General features: G+C 58.6%; 19 protein-coding genes. 12 read left to right on the forward strand and 7 right to left on the reverse strand.

What is annotated here, in order from left to right:
* The first annotated feature begins 212 nt into the window (after positions 1-212).
* The 12 genes from KBW81_RS13495 (at position 213) to pdeM (ending at position 13,803) form a co-directional block, all read left to right on the forward strand.
* Positions 213-1,637 (forward strand): type II and III secretion system protein family protein, encoded by a 1,425-nt coding sequence (locus KBW81_RS13495; protein ID WP_254247528.1) that lies wholly within the window; start codon positions 213-215, stop codon positions 1,635-1,637.
* A gap of 13 nt (positions 1,638-1,650) precedes the next feature.
* Positions 1,651-2,310, forward strand: coding sequence for an OmpA family protein (locus tag KBW81_RS13500; protein ID WP_254249067.1), 660 nt, complete (start codon positions 1,651-1,653; stop codon positions 2,308-2,310).
* Between the two features lie 276 nt (positions 2,311-2,586).
* Positions 2,587-3,834, forward strand: coding sequence for an AAA family ATPase (locus tag KBW81_RS13505; protein WP_254247529.1), 1,248 nt, complete (start codon positions 2,587-2,589; stop codon positions 3,832-3,834).
* Between the two features lie 14 nt (positions 3,835-3,848).
* Entirely contained in the window at positions 3,849-5,297 is a 1,449-nt protein-coding gene (locus KBW81_RS13510; RefSeq protein WP_090185715.1) for a CpaF family protein, read from the forward strand.
* Between the two features lie 6 nt (positions 5,298-5,303).
* Positions 5,304-6,269, forward strand: coding sequence for a type II secretion system F family protein (locus tag KBW81_RS13515; RefSeq protein WP_090185712.1), 966 nt, complete (start codon positions 5,304-5,306; stop codon positions 6,267-6,269).
* 9 nt (positions 6,270-6,278) lie between these two features.
* Positions 6,279-7,262 carry a type II secretion system F family protein gene (locus KBW81_RS13520; RefSeq protein WP_090185709.1) on the forward strand — a complete coding sequence of 328 codons (984 nt, stop codon included), beginning with the start codon at positions 6,279-6,281 and terminating at the stop codon, positions 7,260-7,262.
* A 4-nt stretch (positions 7,263-7,266) separates the two neighbouring features.
* Positions 7,267-7,824, forward strand: coding sequence for a tetratricopeptide repeat protein (locus tag KBW81_RS13525; RefSeq protein WP_090185708.1), 558 nt, complete (start codon positions 7,267-7,269; stop codon positions 7,822-7,824).
* Positions 7,825-7,851: 27 nt separating this feature from the next.
* Positions 7,852-8,697, forward strand: coding sequence for a tetratricopeptide repeat protein (locus KBW81_RS13530; RefSeq protein ID WP_254247530.1), 846 nt, complete (start codon positions 7,852-7,854; stop codon positions 8,695-8,697).
* Positions 8,698-8,700: 3 nt separating this feature from the next.
* Entirely contained in the window at positions 8,701-9,195 is a 495-nt protein-coding gene (locus KBW81_RS13535) for a prepilin peptidase (RefSeq protein WP_254247531.1), read from the forward strand.
* Positions 9,196-9,316: 121 nt separating this feature from the next.
* Positions 9,317-10,627: an ATPase gene (locus tag KBW81_RS13540; RefSeq protein WP_090185700.1), complete on the forward strand. Its 1,311-nt coding sequence runs from the start codon at positions 9,317-9,319 to the stop codon at positions 10,625-10,627.
* Between the two features lie 39 nt (positions 10,628-10,666).
* Positions 10,667-13,066, forward strand: coding sequence for a ligase-associated DNA damage response DEXH box helicase (locus tag KBW81_RS13545; protein WP_254247532.1), 2,400 nt, complete (start codon positions 10,667-10,669; stop codon positions 13,064-13,066).
* 38 nt (positions 13,067-13,104) lie between these two features.
* On the forward strand, positions 13,105-13,803 hold the full coding sequence (gene pdeM / locus KBW81_RS13550) for a ligase-associated DNA damage response endonuclease PdeM (protein ID WP_254247533.1): 699 nt from the start codon (positions 13,105-13,107) through the stop codon (positions 13,801-13,803).
* Here pdeM and folD read toward each other — a convergent pair.
* The 7 genes from folD to tolB form a co-directional block, all read right to left on the reverse strand.
* Positions 13,748-14,626: a bifunctional methylenetetrahydrofolate dehydrogenase/methenyltetrahydrofolate cyclohydrolase FolD gene (gene folD, locus KBW81_RS13555; protein WP_090185691.1), complete on the reverse strand. Its 879-nt coding sequence runs from the start codon at positions 14,624-14,626 to the stop codon at positions 13,748-13,750. The genes pdeM and folD overlap by 56 nt on opposite strands.
* A gap of 188 nt (positions 14,627-14,814) precedes the next feature.
* On the reverse strand, positions 14,815-15,396 hold the full coding sequence (locus tag KBW81_RS13560; RefSeq protein ID WP_254247534.1) for an MOSC domain-containing protein: 582 nt from the start codon (positions 15,394-15,396) through the stop codon (positions 14,815-14,817).
* A 66-nt stretch (positions 15,397-15,462) separates the two neighbouring features.
* Complete coding sequence (ftsH, locus tag KBW81_RS13565) at positions 15,463-17,376, reverse strand: ATP-dependent zinc metalloprotease FtsH (protein WP_254247535.1); 1,914 nt, start codon at positions 17,374-17,376, stop codon at positions 15,463-15,465.
* Positions 17,377-17,463: 87 nt separating this feature from the next.
* Positions 17,464-18,717, reverse strand: a complete 1,254-nt coding sequence (gene tilS, locus KBW81_RS13570; RefSeq protein ID WP_254247536.1) for a tRNA lysidine(34) synthetase TilS — start codon at positions 18,715-18,717, stop codon at positions 17,464-17,466.
* Positions 18,718-18,731: 14 nt separating this feature from the next.
* A complete protein-coding gene (locus KBW81_RS13575; protein ID WP_254247537.1) occupies positions 18,732-19,511 on the reverse strand; it encodes a tetratricopeptide repeat protein in 780 nt (259 codons plus the stop codon).
* A gap of 44 nt (positions 19,512-19,555) precedes the next feature.
* A complete protein-coding gene (gene pal / locus KBW81_RS13580; protein ID WP_090185678.1) occupies positions 19,556-20,083 on the reverse strand; it encodes a peptidoglycan-associated lipoprotein Pal in 528 nt (175 codons plus the stop codon).
* 73 nt (positions 20,084-20,156) lie between these two features.
* Positions 20,157-21,485: a Tol-Pal system beta propeller repeat protein TolB gene (tolB, locus tag KBW81_RS13585; RefSeq protein WP_090185675.1), complete on the reverse strand. Its 1,329-nt coding sequence runs from the start codon at positions 21,483-21,485 to the stop codon at positions 20,157-20,159.
* Positions 21,486-21,586 lie beyond the last annotated feature (101 nt).

Consider the following 21,586-nt stretch of genomic DNA (forward strand, 5'->3'; position numbering starts at 1 on the left):
CCAATACAAGGCGCCGGGGCCACGTCCCCGGCGCCTTTTCTATGTCCGCAGAGCCAAGCAGACATACAAAAAATGGCTAGCTGTTGCGCTTTATCCACAGCAAGTCCGACCTGCAAACCATTGATTCTTGCAATAATCATGCGGTCCGGTCATGGTAGCCCTAATGACGGAAAATAATTTCCGCTGAGGCGTGATCGGAGAGGCAGGTCACAATGAGCTATGACAGATTCATGAAGGCCGCACTTGCGAGCCTTTCGCTGGCGATGGCCAGCATTCCAATGACAACGTCTGCGGAGACACTGCGTGTTGTGCGCGGTTCGGCGTCTGCCCCTTTGGCAGTGCCCATGAACCGTGCGATCGTGGTTGAAAGCGACGAACCCTTTGCGGAAATTTCCATCGCAAACCCTGGTATCGCCGACATTTCGTCTTTGTCGGACCGCAGCATCTATTTGCTGGGCAAGGAACCAGGGCGCACGACGATGACGATTTTGGGGCCAGACGGCCGCCTGATCAGCAACGTCGAGGTGCAGGTCACCCCTGACATCGCGGAATTCAAAGAACGGCTGGAGCAGATCCTGCCAGGAGAGCCGATCGAGGTCCGCACAGCGAACAACGGTATCGTCTTGTCCGGTACTGTCACCAGCACTGCGCGGCTTGATCGCGCGTTGGAACTTGCTGAGCGTTATGCCCCTGACCGGGTGTCCAACCTTATGAGCGTCGGCGGCACCCAGCAGGTCATGCTGAAGGTCCGTTTTGCCGAAATGCAGCGCAGTGTTAGCAAATCGCTGGCATCATCGATTGCAGCACAGGGCACCGCGCTGAACGGCAACCTTGGCACAACTGGCGGCACTGGTTCGCTTGTCAGCTCTGGCGCAGTGAGCAATACTTTTAGCGGGTCCACCCCCACCACGAATGCGAATAACGGCGCTTTCTTGTTTGGCTTTAACGCTGGCGGACTTGAAGTCGGCATTCTGCTAGAAGCTTTGGAAGCGCGCGGCGTGGTCCGTAGCTTGGCAGAGCCGAACTTGACCGCGCTCTCAGGGCAAGAGGCTAAGTTCTTGGCCGGCGGTGAATATCCCGTGCCCGTGACACAAGACAACGGTGAAATTTCGGTTGAATATAAACCCTTTGGCGTGGAAATGACCTTCACACCCCGGGTTGTTGATGGCGACATCATCAACTTGGAACTAAAGGCAGCAGTGTCGTCGATCGATACGGCCAACGGCTTTACCGCAAACGGCTTTACCATCAACGCCTTCAAGCGCCGCGAAACATCGACCACAGTTGAAATGCGCGACGGCGAAAGCTTTGCCATCGCCGGTTTGCTGTCTGATGATTTCACCGATCTTAAAGGTCAGGTGCCATGGCTGGGCGACGTGCCCGTTTTGGGTGCCCTGTTCCGCAGCGTCGAATACAGCCGCGAACAGACCGAGCTGGTGATTATCGTCACCCCGCATTTGGTGACACCAACCCGTGGGCAAGCCTTGGCTTTGCCGACAGACCGTGTGCAACCGCCATCCGAAAAGGACCTGTTCCTGTTCGGCCGTGTGGCGGCATCAAACGCCCCCAAATCGGGCGGCGCGGGTGAAGTAGCACGTCAGGACTTTAGCGGGTCCTACGGCTATGTGATGGAATGATAGGGGCGGTATGATGAAGACTCTGCTAACAGTTACCGCCGCCGCCCTGACCTTGATGGGCTGCGCCCAAGAGGCCGGTTTCCACAACGATGCCGCTTTGCCTGCTGGCGCTGCCGGGGTTGCTGCCGACTTTGGTGCGGCCACCGCTGCGAACCATCAAGCAATGACCAACCCCGGCGAGGCAACAGTCCAATTGGGCCAGCGCTTTGCAGCCGAGGTCGACACGACGGTCACATTCGCGTTCAATTCCAGCCAGTTGGACTCAGCCGCGCAGGCGGTTCTGATCACACAGGCCAATTGGATTCGGCAATTCCCGGAAATCCGTTTCAATGTTTACGGGCACACCGACCTGGTCGGCAGCGCGTCCTACAACAAACGCCTCGGCTTGGCGCGCGCCAATGCGGTCGTCAACTTTTTGTCGACCCAAGGCATCAGCCGTTCGCGTCTAGAAGCGCTTGTTTCGTACGGCGAAACCCGTCCGGTCATCGCAACACAAGCGCCCGAACAACAGAATCGCCGCACCGTCACCGAAGTTTCTGGCTTCGTCAAAGGCGCGCCGATGTTGCTGAACGGTAAATACGCCGAAGTCATTTTCCGCGAATATATCGCCAGCGCCGTCCCTCCGACGACCTTGTCGACTTCTGCGACGGCGACGCTGGACTCTATTCAGTAAAACGCGCCAAAACCGCCTAATATTCTCACTGTTATGTGACGCGCACCGCAAGGTGTGCGTCAACAGTGCTTCAAAATTCACATGATCGTGCCGCCTGAACGCACAATCAATCGAATTTGGTCCCATTCTCGACAAGATTAACCGTCAAAACCGATCCAACGGGTCAGTCTTGTTCTGCACGATGCAGGACATACGTAGGCACCGGGTGATCGTGACGGGACCTTAAGACATCCCTCATATACCCGTGTGGCGCCCAATTGAATGAGGACGTCCGGCATGAGCAGCAATGCAATTCATAAATCCGATAGCCCCGCTCTGGTGGCCTGCACCGTCAGTCGTGATGTACAGATCTTTGATCTGTTGATCGAAGACATGGAAGCAGCCCTTGGCGAAAGCTGGGGTGATTTGAGCTTTGACGACGCCCTTGCATTTCTGCGCCAACCTGACGCGGCTGAATTGCAATTTCTGGCCGTCGCGATGGATGCAGAGGATGAAGTCAACCTTGACCGAATCGCTGCCATCATCAGCGCGGCCAAAACCCAAGAAATCAAAGTCATCCTTATCACCGAAGACGTCAGCCCCGCCGCGCTACACAAGCTGCTGCGCGAAGGCGGCGACGAATTTGTGCCCTATCCGCTGCCGGAAAACGAGCTGGCCAACGCAATCGAACGGGTCCTAACCCCTGCCGCGGAAATCGCCATCGCCCCGGAATTGCAAAACAAGCTGAAGGCGACTGGCACCCATGATGGTGTGCTGATCGCTGTGCACGGCATGGCAGGCGGCACCGGGGCCACGACTTTCGCAGTCAATCTGGCTTGGGAATTGTCGCTGCTCGACAAGGACAACCCACCCCGCGTCTGCTTGCTCGACCTCGACCTGCAGTGCGGCTCGGTCTCGACTTACCTCGACCTGCCCCGCCGAGAGGCAGTGCTTGAATTGATGTCAGACACCGAAGCGATGGATAGCACCTCATTTATGCAGGCGCTTTTGTCCTATGACCAAAAACTGCACGTGCTGACCGCGCCGACGGACATGATCCCCATGGATCTGATCACCAGCGCTGATGTCTCGCGAATGTTGGAAATGGCGCGGACGAACTTTGATTACATCATCATCGATATGCCCTCTGTCATGGTCGAATGGTCGCAGACCGTTCTAGAAGCCGCGCACATCTATTTCGCGACGTTGGAACTGGACATGCGTTCAGCGCAGAACACTCTGCGTCTGAAACGCGCCCTGCAGTCTGAAAGCCTGCCGTTTGAAAAGCTGCGCTTTGTGCTGAACCGGGCACCCGGCTTCACCGATCTTTCCGGCAAGGCGCGGGTCAAACGGCTGGGCGAAAGCCTTGGAATCTCAGTCGAAGTTCAGTTGCCCGATGGCGGCAAGCAGGTCGCGCAAACCGGTGATCACGGCACGCCGCTTGCTGTGAATGCCCCTAAAAACACCATGCGCAAAGAGATCGCGAAACTCGCGGCCTCTGTCCACGCGGTCAATCGGGCCGATCACGCCGAAGCACGCGGTTAAGGGAAAGGCACGTCATGTTCTCGAAGTACAAAAAGCCAGGCGGCGCGGCGACGCCCGCACCCGGAAATCCCAAGCCAACCATGTCCGCCGTAACGGCGCTGGTGGCCGAGGATGCTCCGCGTAAATCCTTGATGAAATCCATGCCCACCCGCGCGGCAGAAGTCGCGCCGGGTGACCGCGATAAAAAGCGCAAGGAACGACTGGGTGAAATTAAGCTAGAGCTACACAAAGCCCTGCTCGACAACCTGAACCTCGCCGCGCTTGAAAACGCGAGCGAGAATGATTTGCGCAACGAAATCAACGCAATCACGAACGAAACGCTTGATGAAATGGGCATCGTCCTGAACCGGGATGAACGCGTCACCCTGTCGCAGGACCTGTTCTTCGAGGTGAAGGGCTTGGGTCCGCTTGAAACCCTGCTCAAGGATGACACGGTCAACGATATTCTGGTGAACGGCCCACAGCAGATCTTTGTCGAACGCGACGGCAAGCTCGAACTGACCGACATCACCTTTAAAGACGAAAAGCACCTGCTGCGGATCATCGACAAGATCGTATCTGCCGTGGGTCGCCGCGTCGACGAAAGTAACCCCTACGTTGACGCCCGTCTTGCCGACGGCTCGCGTTTCAACGCGATGGTCGGTCCGATTGCTGTCGACGGCTCGCTGGTGTCGATTCGTAAGTTCAAAAAGGACAAGCTGGGCATCGATGACCTGGTGCGATTCGGGGCGTTTTCCGAAGAAATGGCCGCCTATCTGCAGGCCGCCGTCGCAACCCGTCTGAACATTATCGTTTCTGGCGGTACGGGTTCGGGTAAGACGACGACGTTGAACGCGCTGTCGTCTTTCATCGACAACGACGAACGAATCCTGACGATCGAAGACACGGCCGAACTTCAGCTACAACAGATCCACGTGGGTCGCATGGAAAGCCGTCCGCCCAACGTCGAAGGCAAGGGCGCTGTCAGCCAGCGCGACTGTCTGAAAAACGCCCTGCGGATGCGGCCAGACCGCATCATCGTCGGGGAAACGCGCGGCGAAGAAGTTATCGACATGTTGCAGGCCATGAACACGGGCCACGACGGATCGATGACAACGATCCACGCCAACTCTGCGCGTGACGGCGTGTCCCGTCTAGAAAACATGATCGCTATGGCCGGTATTGAAATGCCGATTAAAGCGATGCGTAGCCAGATCTCATCCGCTGTGAACCTGATCGTGCAGGCCTCGCGTCTGCAAGACGGCTCGCGCCGCATGACGTCCATCACCGAAATTACCGGGATGGAAGGCGACGTGATTTCAATGCAGGAAATCTTTAAATTCCAACGTGTTGGTCTGACGCCCGAGAATAAGATCATCGGTCACTTCACGGCCACCGGCGTGCGCAGCCACTTCTCTGACCGTTTCAAACTGTGGGGCTACGATTTGCCGCCGCAGATTTTCGAACCCCTTGTTGCGGAGTAACGCACCATGATTTCCGCCGAACCGCTTATCTATATTGCGATCTTTGCGTCCGTGATCTTCGTGGTGCAGGGCATCTATTTGGTGCTTTTTGGCAAATCGATCACCATGAATGGCAAGGTGAACCGCCGCCTGCAGCTGCTTGAAAAAGGCGGCAACCGCGAACAGGTTCTGGAACAGCTCCGCAAGGAGATGACCCAGCACATGAAATCGCAAAGCATCCCGCTTTATTCGATTTTGGCTGCCAAGGCGCAGCGTGCTAACATCGCCTTTACCCCGCCGCAAATCATCCTGCTGATGGCAGGCGTCAGCGTCATGGCCTTCTTTGGCCTGACAATGATGACCGAAGTCGCCCCCCCGACCCGCGCCGTCGTCGCGGTTGGTATGGGCGTGGGCGGTGTGTTCATGTGGATCAGCGGCAAGGCGAACAAGCGCATGGCCTTGTTCGAAGAACAACTGCCAGAAGCCGTCGAACTGATGGTGCGTTCCCTGCGCGTCGGCCACCCATTTTCCTCGGCTGTTCAGATTGTTGCTAGGGAATTGCCTGACCCACTGGGCACCGAAATGGGCGTCATCTCGGACGAGGCCGCCTATGGCCGCGATATGGGTGAAACGCTGAAGGCCATGGCAGAACGTCTAGATATGCAGGATTTGCGCTTCTTGGCGGTCGCCGTCACGATCCAGCAAACCTCTGGTGGTAACTTGGCCGAAATTCTTGACGGTCTGGCCAAAGTGATCCGGTCCCGCTTCCGCCTGTTCCGCCGCGTCAAAGCCATCACGTCAGAGGCAAAATGGTCCGGCAAATTGCTCTCGGCCTTCCCGATCCTAGCGTTGATCGTGATCAACCTGATCCAGCCCGGCTATTTCGACGAGGTGATGGATAAGCCAATTTTCATCCCTGCCTGTCTGGTCGTAACCGGCTTTCTGGTTCTGAACCTGATCGTCATGCGCGCCCTCGTGAACATCAAGGTGTAAGGTCAGATTATGTCTATTATCAACGATATCAACACGATGCTAACCGACATCCTTGGTCCATTTGGCGGCGTCATTCTGGTGGGCTTTATTGGCCTCATCATGATCCTTGTCACGTTGCCTGTCCTGCTGAAAAAGCAGGTCGATCCACTAGACAAACTCAAAGCCCTCAACCGCGCCCACACCGCCAAGGCAAGCGGCAACGGCGAACGCCTGCGTGCGCCCACAAGCAAAGACAAGTTGGAAAAATACGCCAACTTTCTGGAACCGCAGGATGCCGTCGCCTACTCTGCAGCACGACTGACGCTGTTGCAGGCCGGCTATAAATCCAAAAACGCCGTCCGAACCTTTCACTTCAGTCAGTTCGCCTTGGGTATTTTCGGTCTTATCTTTGGCGGCCTCTATGCCCTGCTGAAAACGCAGACGGGCGAAGTGTCGCAGCAGTCTATGATGATGACGTTGCTGATTCCGGGCTTTATTGGCTACATGCTACCGAAATACTGGGTCACGCGCCGCGTCGCCGCGCGCAAAGAGGCCATCGAATACGGCTTCCCAGATAGCCTCGACATGATGCTGGTCTGCGTTGAAGCTGGTCAATCCATGGACCAGTCCATCCTGCGCGTCGCAAGAGAGTTGAAATCAGGCTTCCCCGATCTGGCTTCTGAATTCGAACTGGTCAGCCAAGAAATGAAGGCCGGCAAAGGGAAAGAGGCTGTGTTGCGCGACATGGCGGAACGCTGCGGTGTGCAAGACATCTCGTCCTTCACAACAGTGCTGATCCAAAGCCAACAATTCGGCACCTCGATCGCCGATGCGCTGCGGGTCTATGCCGCAGAAATGCGTGATAAACGTGTCATGCGTGCCGAAGAAGCTGCAAATAAACTACCAACCAAGATGACACTTGCCACGATGATGTTGACCGTGCCGCCGCTTTTGCTCATCCTGATCGGACCCTCCATCTACGGTATCACGCAAACCATGGGGGGCGGAAACTGAACCGATGATTCGACCTCGCAGCGCCTTGGCTGCCGCAATATGTCTCGCACTGGCCGCCTGTTCATCAGGCGGCCCGCTTGCGTCTGGGGACGGCGTTTTTGCACCCGGCGTCGCCGGCAAGGCGCAGGTGGATAACCTTGTCGTTGGTCACCGCCTGATGGCCGCCGGGGAATACGAACTCGCGCTTGATGCATATTCCCGCGCCGCCGTGGTGCAGGGCTTTAACGTGGACACATTGTCCGCGCTTGGGTCCGCCAACCTGCGCCTTGGCCGCTTAGGACAAGCCGAAGGCCTGCTGCGCCGCGCCGCTGAAGAGGCACCTGATTTCGCCCCCGCTTGGAACAACTTGGGCGTATTATTGATGGAAAAAGGCGAATTTGCCGAAGCCGCCGAGATTTTTCGTCGCGCATTTGCCACGGACAACGGGAATTCTGACGAGATCCGAGAGAACCTGCGCTTGGCACTATCCAAACGCGACGCCGTTATTTACGATCCTGCGCAAGAGAACCAGAACTTTGAACTGGTCCGGCGCGCCGATGACGACTCCATCGAACCGCTTTGAGGTAGCAGCAGGAAAGGACGCATAAAAATGCGCCATACCGTTATTCTATGTCTGGCCGGAACGCTGGCCTTGTCCGCTTGCGGCACACGTAACGGCGATGCCGAAGTGCAGCGCGCTATGCAGGACCTCAACTCGATCGAAAGCGCGAGCCTGAACGACGTCATGCTTACGGTTGGCGATCCCGAAGAGGCCGTAAAATATTTCAACGGCGCCTTGGCCGGCAATCCGGACCGGATCGATCTGCAGCGCGGACTTGCCCAATCATTGGTCCGTGCAGGCCGCGCAGACGAGGGCGTGACGACTTGGAAGCTTGTCATTGCGCACCCCGACTCCAACCTTGATGACCGGGTTGAAATGGCCGAAGCCCAAATTCGCGCAAATAGCTGGGACGATGCAGCGGCAACGCTGAACGCCATCCCCCCGACCCACGAAACCTTTGATCGCTACCGGCTAGAGGCGATGATCGCCGACAGCAAACAACAGTGGTCCAAGGCTGATAGCTTTTACCAAACCGCCGTCGGCCTGACGTCGACACCCGCTAACACCATGAATAACTGGGGCTATTCAAAACTGACACGCGGCGATTATCCGGGGGCAGAGCGTCTGTTCACCGACGCCCTGCGCCAAGACAGCACAATGTTTACCGCCAAGAACAACTTGATCCTGGCACGCGGCGCGCAGCGCAAATACGACCTGCCGGTCGTGCCAATGACCCAAATTGAACGCGCACAGCTGCTTTACACCATGGCGCTGACCGCGATTAAGCAAAACGACGTGACCACGGGCAAGGGCCTTTTGCGCGAAGCCATCGACACGCACCCGCAGCACTTCGAAGAAGCCACCCGCGCCTTGCGCGCCCTGGAAGCGGTTTAACACATGGTATTGTCCGCTACAGCCGCTTGGTGGTTCATGATCGTCGCAATCCCGGTCTGCCTCTGGGTCGCCTATACCGATTTATCGCGTATGAAGATCACCAACGCCGCCGTCATGACGCTTTTTGCAGGCTACGTGGTCCTTGGCTACTTCGCCCTCCCGCTCGAGGCTTATCTTTGGGGCTATGTGCACATGATCGTCGTGTTGATCATCGGCATTGCCCTGAACGCCGTTGGCGCAGTCGGCGCGGGTGATGCGAAATTCGCCGCCGCCGCCGCACCGATGATCGCGACAGGTGACATCGCCCCGTTGCTTTACCTGTTTTCGCTGTGCCTGCTGGGCGGCTGGGCTATCCACCGCATCGCGCGCATGACGCCCCTGCGCCGGCTCGCACCGGACTGGGCCAGCTGGACGTCAGGGCGCCGCTTTCCCATGGGCCTTCCCTTGGCAATGACCCTGCTCGCCTACCTCGGACTGGTCATTTACCGCGGATATTGACCCACGGCGGCCATAAATGCCGCCGCAGTGAAACCGTTTGTCCATGTTTTAGCCATAAATCGACACCATACAGAGGCAACACCGGGGGTCCGCCCCGCGTTGCTTTGATGGGGTCGATCATTTGAACATGCAAAACACTGGGGTCATGGCCCCGCCAAGCCCGCGCTCTTTGGAAGGTATGGCTCTGCCCCTGCCGATGATGCGCGACATTTTGGTTAAAACCATGTTCCGCATGAACCTGACTATGGTCACGCAGCTTGCGCGCGCCGTCTGTCTGCCCGTCAATGTCACGCAGGAATTGGTCGATCTGGCCCGCGGCCAGCTCTTACTCGAGGCGACGGGCAGCATGTCGTCCTCTGGCAGCTCTGAAATGGGCTATCAGCTGACCGACGCAGGCCGTAACCGGGCCAATGATGCGCTGAAACAGTCGGAATATTACGGTGCAATGCCCGTGCCGCTGGACATCTACCGCGAACAGATCAAGCGTCAGTCGATCCGCAACATCCAGATTACACGCGACCAACTGACCACCGCGATGGGGCACCTCATCCTGCCTCCCGCCCTTATTTCCAACCTTGGCCCTGCTGTCAGCTCCGGGCGATCCATCCTGATGTATGGCCCGCCGGGCAATGGTAAGTCTTCAATTTCAAACGGTATTCGCGACGCTCTGGGGGACAAAATCTATGTGCCCCGCGCCATCGAATACTCCGGTCAGGTCATCACCGTCTACGATCCGATCGTGCACTCCAGCGCCGATGACGACGAACAGGACCCCAATTCCCTGCGCCGCACGACAGGTCGGTTCGATACCCGCTATGTTCGCTGCGAACGCCCGACCGTGATCACCGGGGGCGAACTTTCGCTCTCGATGCTCGACCTTGTCTACAACCCGGTTGCACGGACCTATCAGGCCCCGCTGCAGATGAAATCGACGGGGGGCATCTTTATCGTGGACGACCTTGGCCGTCAGGCAGAGCCGCCGCAGTCGCTGGTCAACCGCTGGATCGTACCACTTGAAGAGTCCAAAGATATTCTTGCCCTGCAATCGGGTGAAAAGTTCGAGGTGCCATTCGACACCCTCGTCATCTTTTCCACGAACTTTCACCCCAATGCGATCTTTGACCAAGCGGCCCTGCGCCGTATCTTCTTCAAGATCAAAATTGACGGACCTTCGCAGGCCGACTTCCTGAAAATCTTCGCTCTTGTTGCACGCAAGAAAAAGATGCCGCTGGACGAACGCACGTTGGTTCACCTGCTCAACAACCTCTACCCGCAGATCGACAACGTCTATGCCAACTACCAACCGATCTTCCTGATCGATCAGATGATCTCGATCTGCGAGTTTGAGGGGATCCCATATCAAATGAATCCCGACATGATTGACCGCGCTTGGGCCAACATGTTCGTCAAAGAAGAAGAGATCGTCCGCTGATCGCTTGACCAAGGGCACCTGCCGCCACACATCAGGGGGATGGAATTGCCCCCTATTATTAACGATTGGTTCACCGCGCGGGGCTGGTCCATCCATCCCCATCAGCGGGACATGCTGGACCGGGCCGATGCCCCTGCGCTACTGCTGATTGCACCGACGGGCGGCGGCAAAACGCTCGCGGGCTTTCTGCCAACGCTGGCCGAACTCGCAGATGGCCAACATCAAGGCCTTCACACGCTGTATGTCTCGCCGCTCAAGGCGCTGGCGGCCGATATCAAACGCAATCTGACCACTCCGGTCACTGACATGGGCCTGCCGATCCGGATCGAGGATCGAACTGGCGATACCAGCGCCACCCAGAAAAAGCGCCAGCGCGCCGATCCCCCGCATATTTTACTGACCACGCCTGAAAGCCTCGCCCTTCTGACCTCGTACGAGGACGCGCCCCGGATGTTTGCCGGTGTACAGCGCGTCATCGTTGACGAAATTCACGCGCTCGCGGAATCGAAACGTGGCGATCAGCTCATGCTAGCCCTGTCGCGCGTGCAAGCCATGGCCCCCGGCCTGCGCCGCGTCGGCCTCTCTGCCACCGTCGAAAACCCCGCCCGGATTGCCAGCGGCCTCGCCTGCCATCCTGACCCCTGCGAAATTCTCTACGCCGATCCCGGCCCCGACCCTGACATTTCCATGCTGGTGACCGAGGAACGGCCCCCCTGGGCTGGTGGCGGGGCCAAATATGCAATTCTGGCTGTCCTAGAGCAGGTCAAACAACACAAAACCACGCTCATTTTCCACAACACGCGGGCGCAGGCGGAAATCTTCTTTCACAACCTATGGCTCGCGAATGACACGGATCTGCCAATCGGCATTCACCACGGCAGCCTAGACCGGGATCAACGACAAAGAGTCGAGGCCGCGATGGTCGCCGGCACACTGCGCGCCATCGTCTGCACTGGCAGCCTCGACCTTGGCATCGACTGGGGCGACGTTGATCTGGTGATCCAAGTCGGTGCCCCCAAAAACGTTAAACGCCTGATCCAGCGTATCGGCCGAGCAAATCACCGCTATAACGCCCCGTCCAAGGCGCTTCTGGTTCCGGCGAACCGGTTTGAAGTCGTCGAATGCGTTGCCGCCCTGCAAGCCGCCCGCGACCATGAACTCGACGGCGACCCCCCCGGCCCCGGTCCACGCGACGTCCTATGCCAACACATCCTGATCCGCGCCTGCGCTGGACCGTTCTCGGCAGACGACCTCTATCAGCAAGTCCGCACCGTCGGCGCCTACAGCACCCTGGCTCGCGCTGATTTCGACGCCTGCCTCGACTTCTGTGCCACCGGTGGCTACGCCCTGCGCGCCTATGATCGCTGGAAGCGACTTCATCTGCGTGATGGCCTTTGGCACCTGCGCGATCCCCGCGCTACACGCGATCTGCGCATGAACATTGGCACAATTCAGGACACCGACACCCTTAAAGTTCGCCTGCGCGGCGGATTTAAACCGTTGGGCGAGATCGAGGAATCCTTTGCCGCTACCCTGACCCCCGGTGATACTTTTTTGATCGGCGGCCAAATCGTCCGCTACGAATCCCTTAAAGACATGTCGGTCGAGGTCACCCGACGCGCTGATAAGACACCCAAGATCGCCACATTCATGGGCACGAAATTCGCAACCTCCACTCAGTTATCCCAACGCATCTTGCGCATGTTCCGTGAAGACGATTGGCCAGAGCTGCCGATGCACACCGCCGAATGGCTTCACCTGCAACGAGAATGGTCAAAGCTTCCGCAAGCCGACCGCATCCTTGTCGAATCCTTTCCGCACGATGGCCGCGCGCATACCTGTTTCTACGGATTTGCAGGCCGCAACGCGCAGCAAACCCTTGGCCTTCTTCTGACCAAACGGATGGAGGAGCTTGACCTCAATCCCCTTGGCTTTGTCTCGACCGACTATGCGACACTTGTCTGGGGATTAACCCCTGTCGATGACCCCGCACCGCTGTTCAACCCTGATGCGCTGCACGATGGCTTCGCCGATTGGCTTGCCGGCAACGCCGTCATGAAACGCACCTTTCGTGCATCGGCCACCATCGCTGGCCTCATCCAGCGCAACCTACCGCAGGCACGTAAATCAGGCCGCCAAGCAACGTTTTCGTCCGACATCCTTTATGACACACTCGCCAAATACGACCCCGACCATCTTATTATGCAGGTGACCCGAGAAGAGTCCCTGCGTGGCCTGGTCGATTTCGGCCGCATCGAAGAGATGCTGACCCGCACGTCTGGCCGCGTCGATCACGTCATCCTACCCCGCGTGAGCCCTCTTGCAGCACCTATGCTCCTTGAACCCGGCCGCGTACCCGTCGTAGGCGCAGGCCGCGAACGCCTGATGGAGGAGATGGCCGCCCGCTTAATGGACGAGGCTGGTCTATCTGCACTCTGATCCTTGCACCTCCGACTCAATACGCTCTAGAACAAAGTATGAACGCACATAGCTTTACATTTGGTGAACACCGGCTGACCGCCCTGCCCTCTGGTGCTTTATGGTGGGCCGATCGGCAGTTGCTTTGCGTATCCGACCTGCATCTTGGTAAATCCGACCGCATTGCACGGCGGTCCGGTGTCATGTTGCCGCCCTATGAGACCCAAGAAACCTTGGCGAAATTGAGCCACGACATTGCCGTGACCGACCCAAAAACCGTGCTTTGCCTTGGCGACAGTTTCGACGATCTTATGGCTGCGGACAGCCTGTCAGACGCGGATGACACAACCCTGACCAGCCTTCAGGCCGGGCGTCAGTGGCTCTGGCTCGAAGGGAATCACGATCCGGGTCCCTTGGCATTGGGCGGAACACACCTTTCAATCCATCAGGACGGCGGCCTGACCTTTCGCCATATCGCAAGCGACACCCAGCTCGAGATATCCGGCCACTATCACCCCAAGTACGCGATTCCTGGCGCAGGCAATGCGCGCTCATGCTTTTTAACCGATGCTAAACGCCTGATCTTGCCGGCCTATGGCGCATACACGGGCGGATTGCGCGCAACGGACCCGGTGCTGACCCGCCTTTTTAGCGGATCAGTTATCGCTATTTTAACCGGCCATCGCGCAATCTGCGTTCCAGTTAAACCGTCAGCCCATCCGGCTCGGCCAAATCGTTTGCGCGGCAGCAGGCCGTAACCGTGTTTGCCAACAGGCAGGCAATGGTCATCGGGCCAACGCCGCCCGGCACCGGCGTTATCGCGCCAGCGACCTCTACCGCCGACGCGAAATCGACGTCGCCGACCAAACCATCCTCGGTCCGGTTGATACCCACGTCGATCACGGTCGCCCCCGGCTTGATCCAATCGCCCGGCACCATCTTGGGTCGCCCCACGGCCGCCACGACGATATCCGCACGGCGCACCACGTCAGCCAGATTACGCGTTCGTGAATGCGCAATCGTCACCGTGCAGCTCTCGCCCAACAGCAATTGAGCCATCGGTTTACCAACAATATTGCTACGCCCGATAACGACCGCATCCATGCCGGTCAGGTCACCATGATGATCGCGCAGCATCATCAGACAGCCCAGCGGCGTACAGGGCACCATCGCCCGCTGGCCCGTACCTAACAGACCAACGTTCGAAATATGGAACCCGTCCACATCCTTCGCTGGATCAATCGCCGCAAGAACCTCTGCCTCGTCCATGTGCCGCGGCAACGGCAGTTGGACCAGAATGCCGTGCACTTCAGGATTGGCATTCAACTCTGCAACAACGCGCATCACTTCATCCTGCGCCGCATCTGCCTGCAGGCGGTATTCCAGCGACAACATGCCGACAGCCTTCGTCATTTTGCCCTTAGAGCGGACATAAACCTCTGATGCGGGATCATCGCCGACCAGCACGACAGCCAAACCAGGCGTAATCCCGTGCTCCTCTTTTAGCCGCGCGACATGCGCTGCGACTTTTTCCCGAACCCGGCCAGCAAAGGCCTTTCCGTCGATAATCGTGGCTGTCATTGATGCTGCCTTTCCATCGCAGGACGCTGTGCGGGCCGCATTCGGGTGGCACACCCGGGCAGCGTCGCACATCGTTCAATCCCTAAATCGTCATTCACGCGCAGCCGCGGCGCGCGCTACTCACCTACACTGGCCCGCCCCGCAAAGGAATATGGTCTCCGCTCGCAGATGGTGTCGCGACCAAAGAATTACCCGCGCCATGCCCTTTGGCCTGGGACATGCAGAACCAAAGTATCACCAAGTGTCAACGTTCCCGCCCGTTCCACCCAAGCAGTCACACCGCGCAGACCATTGGCAGCAGCTTTAAAAGCCTTACCATGCCCTGGTCGCGCTTCTTCAATCGTCTTCGACACCAAATGGCAGGGCTGATTCAGCATATCGACAGTTAATGTGACGCCATCTGGTCCCTGAAGGCGCGCTGATGGCGGCACATGCGTGAAATCTTCAATGCCGTCCACCACAACGCTTGCACCCAACCAAGCTGGGTCAATCTCGTCCAAATCTAGTTTCTTCGCGATGATCGCAAGTTCGGCAGCGCTCACAATGCTCAACTGCCGCACGTTCCGAATTTCAGTTCCCTTGGGGTATTGCGTCGTCACCCGACTACACGACAGCCGCGTTAATCCTGCGTGAAATTCGCCCGGCATCCCGTCGAAGTTCAAGGACATTGACTGAATCGGCTCCCCCACAATCTCAGATGCATTGCGGTGCGGGACGCGGCCAAGCCAAGTTACCCGACCCACGTGTTCCGTTTTTATCAGCGCTGGCATCGCATACTTTCACAAAGAAAAACCCCGCGCTTTTCAGCACGGGGCTCTATTTAAATCAAGTTAGGATTAAGCCGAAGGCTCCGGCTCCAGGCCGCCGTCAGCTTGCGGCGTCTTGCGGGTCTTAGGAACCGTAGGGATCGCATTGCCACCAGAGGGCGGCGTATCGTCCTGATCTTCACCGCGCTTCAGTGCTTCTCCAGCAATGACACGTGTGATCTCGTTACCGGTCAAGGTTTCGTATTCCAACAAACCCTGCGCCAAACGTTCCAGATCGTCGCGCTTCTCTGTCAGAATACGCTTAGCGGTTTCATAACCTTCCTGAACGATGGCCTTAACCTTGTCATCGATGATCTTCTGGGTATCGGCAGAGTGGTTTGTACCACCACCGTAATTCCCCAGATAAGAGCTTTGCTCGTTCGCGTAATCAACGAACCCAAGCTCTTCCGCATAGCCGAACTGCGTAACCATGGCGCGGGCAATCTTTGATACTTGCTGGATGTCGGACGACGCGCCAGAGGTGACTTGATCCTTGCCGAACACCAGCTCCTCAGCAACACGGCCGCCCATCGCCATCGCGATTTTCGATGTGTACTTCGTGTAGCTTACGCTCAACTGATCACGTTCCGGCAATGACAGCACCAGACCCAGCGCACGACCACGCGGGATGATTGTCGCCTTGTGGATCGGGTCATGCTGCGGAACGTTCAGACCAACAACCGCGTGACCAGCCTCATGATAGGCCGTCAACTTCTTCTCGTCCTCGGTCATGACCATGCTGCGGCGTTCCGCGCCCATCATAACTTTGTCCTTGGCCGACTCGAAGTCGATCATCATCACGAACCGACGCCCAATGCGCGCCGCCATCAGTGCGGATTCGTTCACAAGGTTCGCCAAGTCGGCACCCGAGAATCCGGGCGTGCCGCGTGCGATAATGCGTAGGTCAACATCGGGACCCAGCGGCACCTTCCGAGCATGGACGGAGAGAATTTTCTCGCGGCCCTTAATGTCTGGATTCGGCACCTGCACCTGACGGTCAAAGCGACCTGGACGCAGCAGAGCGGGGTCCAGAACGTCAGGACGGTTGGTCGCCGCGATGATGATGATACCTTCGTTGGCCTCAAAACCGTCCATCTCAACCAGCAACTGGTTCAGAGTCTGTTCACGCTCATCATTGCCGCCGCCATAGCCTGCGCCACGCGACCGACCAACAGCGTCGATCTCGTCGATAAATACGATACAAGGCGCGTTCTTTTTTGCCTGTTCGAACATGTCGCGCACACGGCTTGCACCAACACCGACGAACATCTCGACAAAGTCGGAACCAGAGATGGTGAAAAACGGCACGCCAGCCTCACCCGCAATCGCCCGGGCTAGCAGGGTCTTACCCGTACCCGGAGGGCCGACAAGCAAAGCACCCTTAGGAATCTTACCACCAAGCCGCGAGAATTTCTGCGGATTGCGCAGGAATTCGACGATCTCTTCCAGCTCGTCCTTGGCCTCGTCGATGCCAGCCACTTCATCAAAGGTCACGCGGCCATGCTTTTCAGTCAGCAGCTTTGCCTTGGATTTACCGAAGCCCATCGCGCCGCCTTTGCCGCCGCCCTGCATGCGGTTCATGAAATAGACCCACACACCGATCAGCAGTACGAAGGGCAGCAAGCCGATCAAAAAGCTTTGCAGACCAGACTGTTCCTGGCTTTGCGCCGTCACAGGAATGTCGCGGGCGATCAAAAGGTTTGTGACTTCCGCATCCTGCGGTTTGATCGTGACATAATCGCGACCGTCGGTGCCGCGGTAGCGGACCTGTTCACCATCCAGCGTCACGCTGGACACAGAGTCGGTTTCAACAGCGGAAACGAATTCCGAATAGCTTTTAGAATTGCTCATCCCGCTACTGGTGCCACCACTGAACAAATTGAACAGCGTCAGAACCAACAGGAACAGGACGACCCAAAAGACTATATTACGTACGTTGCCCAATGAGAGGCTCCTTTGGCATCGGAAAATGACGGAAGTTTATTAACAAACCGTGCGTTGTTACCCAAAATAGACATTCCGCCGCAATCTTCAATGCGCAAGCCGCGCAAGGGTCAATTCTTCACCGCTGCCGGGTGGAATAATGCTGTGCGGCGCGCCAAACCTAAGCGGCGCGAAGGCCACCAGCGTTGCGCCGTCCCAGACCGCTGGCAGGCTGGCTAAGATGTGTCGCGGCGCACGCGACTGCGGCTTATCGGGGATGAGGCCAAGCCCGGCCTCGCCCAAGGCGCGCACCGTCAAGCCGTTGATATCATGGCCTTCCAACCGCCACCCGGTATCCCAAAGGCATGCAGGTCCCGCGACGTCCACCGCATTCCCCACCGCCATCGGCTCTCTTGCGATGAACAAACGGCCCCGTCGCGGGACGATGATGGCCCCGGCCAGCACGGCCGCGCCCCCCGACATTGCGCGATTTACCGCCTCTAGGAGCGGTTCAAGGCGTGGACGATAGGTCGCAGCGGTCACAGCCATCACCGCAGCAGCCGCAAGCCGCAACTGAGTCTCCGCGCCAAGCGCGGCAAATCCGTCACGATCCCAGACAACCGCCCCAGGTGCGGTTGCATCTGGGCGCGACAGGTCTCTAGCCGCATTCCGCGCCAAAGCCTGCAGCACATCGCGCGCCCGCGCCATATGCGTGGCCGTTGCGGCAAGGGTCGCGGTATCGAGCCCTTCGGTGCCAATCAACGCCCGCATCCGCACACGTGCATATTCGGTATCATCGTTGCTCGGATCGTCGACAAAGGGAATTTTCAGCGTCGTCACATAGTGCCGCAACGCCGCCCGCGTTTCGGTCAACAGCGGCCGCAAAATCCGCATTCCGCCAGCAGTCGCGTCGTCAGAAATACCTGCAAGGCCATCGACGCCCGATCCGCGCGCAAGGCGCATCAGCACCGTTTCCGCCTGATCATTTTGCGTATGCGCCATCAAAACAGGTGCGCCGCCTGCCGCTTGCCGCAGCAAAGCCCGCCGTGCCTGCCGCGCTTCATTTTGCAAATTTCCGCAGCCATCCCACCCCTGCCAGCGCAGGGTTTCATGCGGCAAACCAAGACCTTGCGCCTCTGCCGCGACCATCATGGCCTCGGCGGCGCTCGCCTCGCGCAAACCATGGTCCACGGTCGCAACTTGCAGCGAAATGCCGTAAACCCGTGCCCAGCCAGCGGCCAGATGCAGCATCGCCATACTGTCCCCGCCGCCAGACACGGCGAGGCACAAACGTTGTGGAAAATCAGGCCCCAGCAACTGCCCCATACGGTCCGCGAACCGCTGCGGCAGGCCAGTGTTCAAGGCAGATCCCGTATTTAGGGACATGCCAGCGCGACACGCGCGTTCGCAGCCTCGGTCACGAAGGGGGACGCGGGAAAACGCACGCCGACTTCGTTCAAGGTGACACAAGCGTCCTGCGCCTGCCCAACACCGCCAAGGGCATTGCCCAGACGAAACAGTGCCTCTGCAGCGACCGCCCCCTCTGGGTTACCAGAAAACGCCTCCAGATAGGCGCGGGCCGCGTTGGCCGTGTCGCCTAAACCGTCCAGCGCACGGCCCCGCATCAGGGCCGTTTCCTCTGTCAGGGTTGACCCCGGGTAGGTCGCGCTAAAGGTCGCAAGGAGATCCGCGGCGCTGCGAAAGTCACCTGATGCGAGCGCCTCCTGCGCCCGCTGATAGTCCTGCTGTTCGCCAAGGGCGAGTTGGGGTTGATCCGGCACGGCCGCCGCCGGGGCGGGCACGCTGGATGCGCTATCGACACCGCCCAGCGACGGCGTGTCGCCAAGGCTGCCGATATCGCAACCGGGCTCGACTTCGCATAGGCGGAATTCCAGATCACCGATCCGGTTGGTGCCATCAGTAGTGATCCGGTTGATGCGGAACTCCAGCTCTTCGCTTTTACCAGTCAGGCGCGTCAGCTCGCTCTCGATCGCGTTCAGACGGTCCAGCGGCGTGTTTCCCACCGCACCCGTCGTCAGCGCGCCGCTGGTCGACAATTCCGACCGCAGGCTTTGCACATCACTGTAAAGCGTGCCCAGCTGCTGACGGATATCCGCCAGCGTGGCGTCCTGCGCTGTGGCGGCGGTGGCGGTCATAACCGCCAGACCTAGCAGCGCCCCAAAGCGTGCCGCGCCCCGCATCAGCTGAGCGACCCGACCGAGATAACGGTCACAGCACGGCGGTTTTTGCCATAGCAAGCCTCGTTCGAACATACCTCGATCGGGCGCTCTTTGCCGTAGCTGATCGTGCGCAGACGCGACGACGGGATCCCGCGAGAGATGAGGTATTCGCGCACAGCGTTCGCCCGGCGTGCACCCAGCGCAAGGTTATACTCGCGCGTGCCCTGCTCGTCGGCGTGGCCTTCGATGATCGCAAGGTAATCGCTATTGGTCTGCAACCAGTTCGCCTGACCGTCCAGCGTCGCTTGGCCCTGCGGTGTCAGGCTGCTGCTGTCCACAACGAACAACACACGGTCGCCGACCGTTTGCTGAAAGTATTCCGCACTGCGCGGATCAGAGGCGCCGCCCTGCGGCAGTGTGTTGCCCAGCGGCGCGCCGTTGCCTGCGTTGGCACTTAGGTCGTCAGCGCCGCCAAAACGGTCGGGCCGCGTGCATGCCGCGGTGGACAGGGCCAGCAGAACCAGCATCGCCTTAGTCGTCATCTTCATTGTCAATTCGTCCCTATGAACTGCTGTTCGTATTAATCTATCACGGTTTCCGTAACAGGGAAATCTTTGGCGTTTATGGCTGCAGTGGCCCCCAAGCCGCGTCAGACGCCCCGCCCTGCACCGGAACCGGCTTTAAGTTACGGCCAGAAATATCGACCGAATACAGTGCCGAAGTACCGCCAGCGCCCTGTGTTTCGCGGCTGAACATCAGCACGCGGCCATTGGGCGACCAGGTCGGGCCTTCGTCAAGGAACGATGTCGTCAGAATACGCTCTTCCGATCCATCCGTGCGCATGACGCCGATATGGAATTGCCCGCCCTCTTGGTTGGTGAACGCGATCAAATCACCGCGCGGTGACCAGACGGGGGTGCCGTAACGACCCGCGCCGAACGACACACGCTGCGGCTCTCCGCCGCCAGCGGACATGATATAGATCTGGCTGCCACCGGACCGGTCGCTTTCAAACACGATCTGGCTGCCATCGGGGCTAAAGCTCGGCGCTGTTTCAATGCTTGGCGCATTGGTCAGCCGGGTCGAGGCACCGCTGTTCAGGTCAGAGATATAAAGGTCGGTGTTGCCGCCATTCGCGATGGAATACACCACGCGGCTGCCGTCCTTGGAAAAGCGCGGGCTGAACGCCATCTCGCCCTCTGCCGTTTGCACCTGACGCTTGGATACAGAGCCGACGTCGAGCAGGTTGATGCGCGGGAAACCGGATTCGTAGGATGTATAAAGCACCCGGTCACCCGTTGGCGAAAAGCGCGGCGCCAGCACGATCGTGCTGCTGTCGGTCAGGAACTGCGTGTTCGCGCCGTCATAATCCATGATCGCCAGACGCTTCTGGCGGTTATCCTTTGGCCCCTGCTCGGCTACGTAAACGACGCGGCTGTCGAAATAACCGCCCTCGCCCGTGATCCGACTATAGGCTGCATCCGACACCTTATGTGCCATCCGGCGCCAACCGCCGACGGTGCCTGCAAACTGAAGACCTTCGCCCAGTTCAGCGCCGGTAAAGACGTCATACAAACGGAATTTCACGACCAACTGATCGCCATTCACACTGACTGCGCCGCCGATCAAAGCCTGCGCATTCACCGCACGCCAATCAGGATAGGCAACAGGTGCACCGAACGCGCCCATCTGGCTAATAAACGCGTCTTGCGGGATTTCGCGGAACAGACCAGTGCCGGCCAAATCCTGCGCGACCAGACGGCTAATATCGCTCGCGACCTGCTCTGCCCCGGCGGTTTCCGCCTGAAACGTCGGCACAGCAAATGGCAGCGGTTCGATCACACCATCGGTAATCGTCAGCCGCAGCGGACCTCCCTGCGCCAGCACGGGGGCGGCAGAGCCAAACGCCAAAGCGGCGGCCAAAGCGGCAATCATAAACCGGTTCTTCATCACTCTCGTCCTCACTCGCAGGGCTTTGCGCCCGTTTGCCTGTTGTTGCCACACTATCAAGTGTGGATGTGACTTGCTACGCCCGACAGGCGGAACTTCGC

Source organism: Loktanella salsilacus (assembly GCF_024206795.1).
Lineage (GTDB): Bacteria > Pseudomonadota > Alphaproteobacteria > Rhodobacterales > Rhodobacteraceae > Loktanella > Loktanella salsilacus.

Bases quoted from the DNA above. Each gene is read 5' to 3' on its own strand.
- KBW81_RS13495 (WP_254247528.1), top strand. From the start codon at position 213: ATGAGCTATGACAGATTCATGAAGGCCGCACTTGCGAGCCTTTCGCTG.
- KBW81_RS13500 (WP_254249067.1), top strand. From the start codon at position 1,651: ATGAAGACTCTGCTAACAGTTACCGCCGCCGCCCTGACCTTGATGGGC.
- KBW81_RS13505 (WP_254247529.1), top strand. From the start codon at position 2,587: ATGAGCAGCAATGCAATTCATAAATCCGATAGCCCCGCTCTGGTGGCC.
- KBW81_RS13510 (WP_090185715.1), top strand. From the start codon at position 3,849: ATGTTCTCGAAGTACAAAAAGCCAGGCGGCGCGGCGACGCCCGCACCC.
- KBW81_RS13515 (WP_090185712.1), top strand. From the start codon at position 5,304: ATGATTTCCGCCGAACCGCTTATCTATATTGCGATCTTTGCGTCCGTG.
- KBW81_RS13520 (WP_090185709.1), top strand. From the start codon at position 6,279: ATGTCTATTATCAACGATATCAACACGATGCTAACCGACATCCTTGGT.
- KBW81_RS13525 (WP_090185708.1), top strand. From the start codon at position 7,267: ATGATTCGACCTCGCAGCGCCTTGGCTGCCGCAATATGTCTCGCACTG.
- KBW81_RS13530 (WP_254247530.1), top strand. From the start codon at position 7,852: ATGCGCCATACCGTTATTCTATGTCTGGCCGGAACGCTGGCCTTGTCC.
- KBW81_RS13535 (WP_254247531.1), top strand. From the start codon at position 8,701: ATGGTATTGTCCGCTACAGCCGCTTGGTGGTTCATGATCGTCGCAATC.
- KBW81_RS13545 (WP_254247532.1), top strand. From the start codon at position 10,667: ATGGAATTGCCCCCTATTATTAACGATTGGTTCACCGCGCGGGGCTGG.
- pdeM (WP_254247533.1), top strand. From the start codon at position 13,105: ATGAACGCACATAGCTTTACATTTGGTGAACACCGGCTGACCGCCCTG.
- folD (WP_090185691.1), bottom strand. From the start codon at position 14,626: ATGACAGCCACGATTATCGACGGAAAGGCCTTTGCTGGCCGGGTTCGG.
- KBW81_RS13560 (WP_254247534.1), bottom strand. From the start codon at position 15,396: ATGCCAGCGCTGATAAAAACGGAACACGTGGGTCGGGTAACTTGGCTT.
- KBW81_RS13575 (WP_254247537.1), bottom strand. From the start codon at position 19,511: ATGACCGCCACCGCCGCCACAGCGCAGGACGCCACGCTGGCGGATATC.
- pal (WP_090185678.1), bottom strand. From the start codon at position 20,083: ATGAAGATGACGACTAAGGCGATGCTGGTTCTGCTGGCCCTGTCCACC.
- tolB (WP_090185675.1), bottom strand. From the start codon at position 21,485: ATGAAGAACCGGTTTATGATTGCCGCTTTGGCCGCCGCTTTGGCGTTT.